The organism is Corallococcus praedator, assembly GCF_003612125.1.
Lineage (GTDB): Bacteria > Myxococcota > Myxococcia > Myxococcales > Myxococcaceae > Corallococcus > Corallococcus praedator.
In genome coordinates this window covers 1-1,739 of the sequence record NZ_RAWI01000727.1, presented here as the reverse complement: position 1 = coordinate 1,739, position 1,739 = coordinate 1, and the positions used below count along the sequence as shown (strand labels likewise).

Annotated in this window: 2 protein-coding genes; both read left to right on the top strand. The window is 69.2% G+C overall.

Going from position 1 to position 1,739, the window contains the following annotated elements:
- Positions 1-394, top strand: a 394-nt coding sequence (locus D7Y13_RS41295; RefSeq protein ID WP_208734549.1) for a fatty acid desaturase, incomplete at its 5' end; no start/stop codon positions are given.
- On the top strand, positions 394-1,734 hold the full coding sequence (locus tag D7Y13_RS41290) for an iron-containing redox enzyme family protein (RefSeq protein ID WP_120631055.1): 1,341 nt from the start codon (positions 394-396) through the stop codon (positions 1,732-1,734). The genes D7Y13_RS41295 and D7Y13_RS41290, both read left to right, overlap by 1 nt.
- The last annotated feature ends 5 nt before the right edge of the window (positions 1,735-1,739 follow it).

The following is a 1,739-nucleotide window of genomic DNA, read 5'->3' as shown; positions in this document are numbered from 1 at the left end:
GGCGTGGGCGGGGGGCGCGGGCGCGGCCCTGTCCTTCGCGGGGCTGTGGTTGCTGTCGAAGATGACCGCGTATCACCTCATCAAGATCTTCGCGGAGATCTCGGACCACATCGGGCTCAAGCCCGGGACGGTGCTCGGCTACACGCGCAACCACCCCAGCAACTGGGTGTCGTTCTTCCTGCACCCGCATCACGACAACTACCACGTCACGCATCACCTCTTTCCCCGCATCCCGCTGGCGAACCTGCCGCGGATGCACCAGCTGTTGCTGCCCGTGTCGCAGTACGCGGAGGCGCACCATTGCGAGCGCTACTTCCGCGGACCGCGCTCGCTGGTGGGCAGCTGGCTCCACTTCCAGACCGAGCCCAAGCCGCTCGACGTCGAGACCTCGTGATGCCCACCCTGCTGGACACCCACCGGTTGATCGCCACGGGGGCACTGGCCCCCCTCTGGGAGGGCCTCCAGTCCGCCCCCCCGTACGGCCCCAGTCCGCACTGGCTGCTGGACAGCCCCTATCTGCGACCGACGGCGCTCGAGGGGCTGACGCTGGGCTCGCTGGAGGAGCCGGTGCGCCCGGGCACCCTCTTCACGCACCGCTCGCTGTCGCTCAACCGGCTGCTCTTCAATGCCTACGAGCAGAACAACCTCTACCTGCCGGTGAAGGCCTTCACGCAGGAGGAGCGCAGGGCGTTCCACGCGTTCTACGAGCCGGGCTTCATGGCGGCGAACGCGATGCTTCGTCCGGCGCTGGAGCGCACCTGCTTCGCGTTCCTCTCCGAGGACATCAGCGTGGACGGTCCGTGGACGCTCGGGCACCTGGAGTCGTACTGCCAGGAGCTGCTGACGCGGTACGAGGCCGCGCCCAGCGAGGTGTGCCGCCGGGTGGAGGCGTCCGCCGCGCCGGACCTGGCGGCGAAGCTCTTCATCCTGCAGGTGGCCCCCGACTTCCTCTCCGAGGCGTCGCAGATGGCGCGGGCGCTGCCGGGCAACTTCGGTCCGGTGCACTCGGAGCTGATGAAGATCTTCATCGACGAGTTCGGGTACGGCGTGCACCCGCACAAGCACTCGACGCTGTTCGAGCGGCTGCTGGAGTCGTTGGGCCTGAGCAGCGGGGTGCACGCGTACTACCACTGGTACCTGCCCAGCTCGCTGCTGATGACCAGCTACTTCCACTGGGTCACCAGCCACAAGCCGCGCTGGTTCGAGTACGTGGGCGCGCTGTGGTGGATCGAAGCGGTGGTGCCGCACTTCAACCGCCAGTTCAGCAAGCGCCTCAAGGCGGTGTTCGGCCGTGAGGGCGTGGACACGCTCTACTTCGATGAGCACGTCGGCATCGACCTGCACCACCGGCGGATGGCGCTCGACAAGCTCATCCGGCCGCTGGTGCAGCGCTACGGCGAGGAGATCATCCCGGAGATGGTCCGCGGCATCGAGGCGAGCCGCCTGCTGGGGGACCTGGCCGAGCGGGACTACTTCGAGCAGCTGGGCTTCTGCGAGGCGCTGCACACGGGCCAGGCGGTCCGGCCTTCGACGGTGGAGGCGTCGCGGGCCACGCCCCGGGCTGCGGGCTTCTTCCTGGCGCCGGACGTCCATGACGCGCAGACGCTGCTGGCGGTGACGGCGGGCGCGGTGGAGGTGGACGCCGGCTTCCTCAAGCCCCGGGTGCTCCGCGCGGGCGAGGCCGTCGTCGTGCCCGCCGGACGGATGGTGGGCCATGCTCGCCGCCCGCCATGATTCCC

What these genes read in the sequence shown, in the direction of transcription:
- D7Y13_RS41290 (WP_120631055.1), top strand. Translation starts at nt 394, where the DNA reads ATGCCCACCCTGCTGGACACCCACCGGTTGATCGCCACGGGGGCACTG.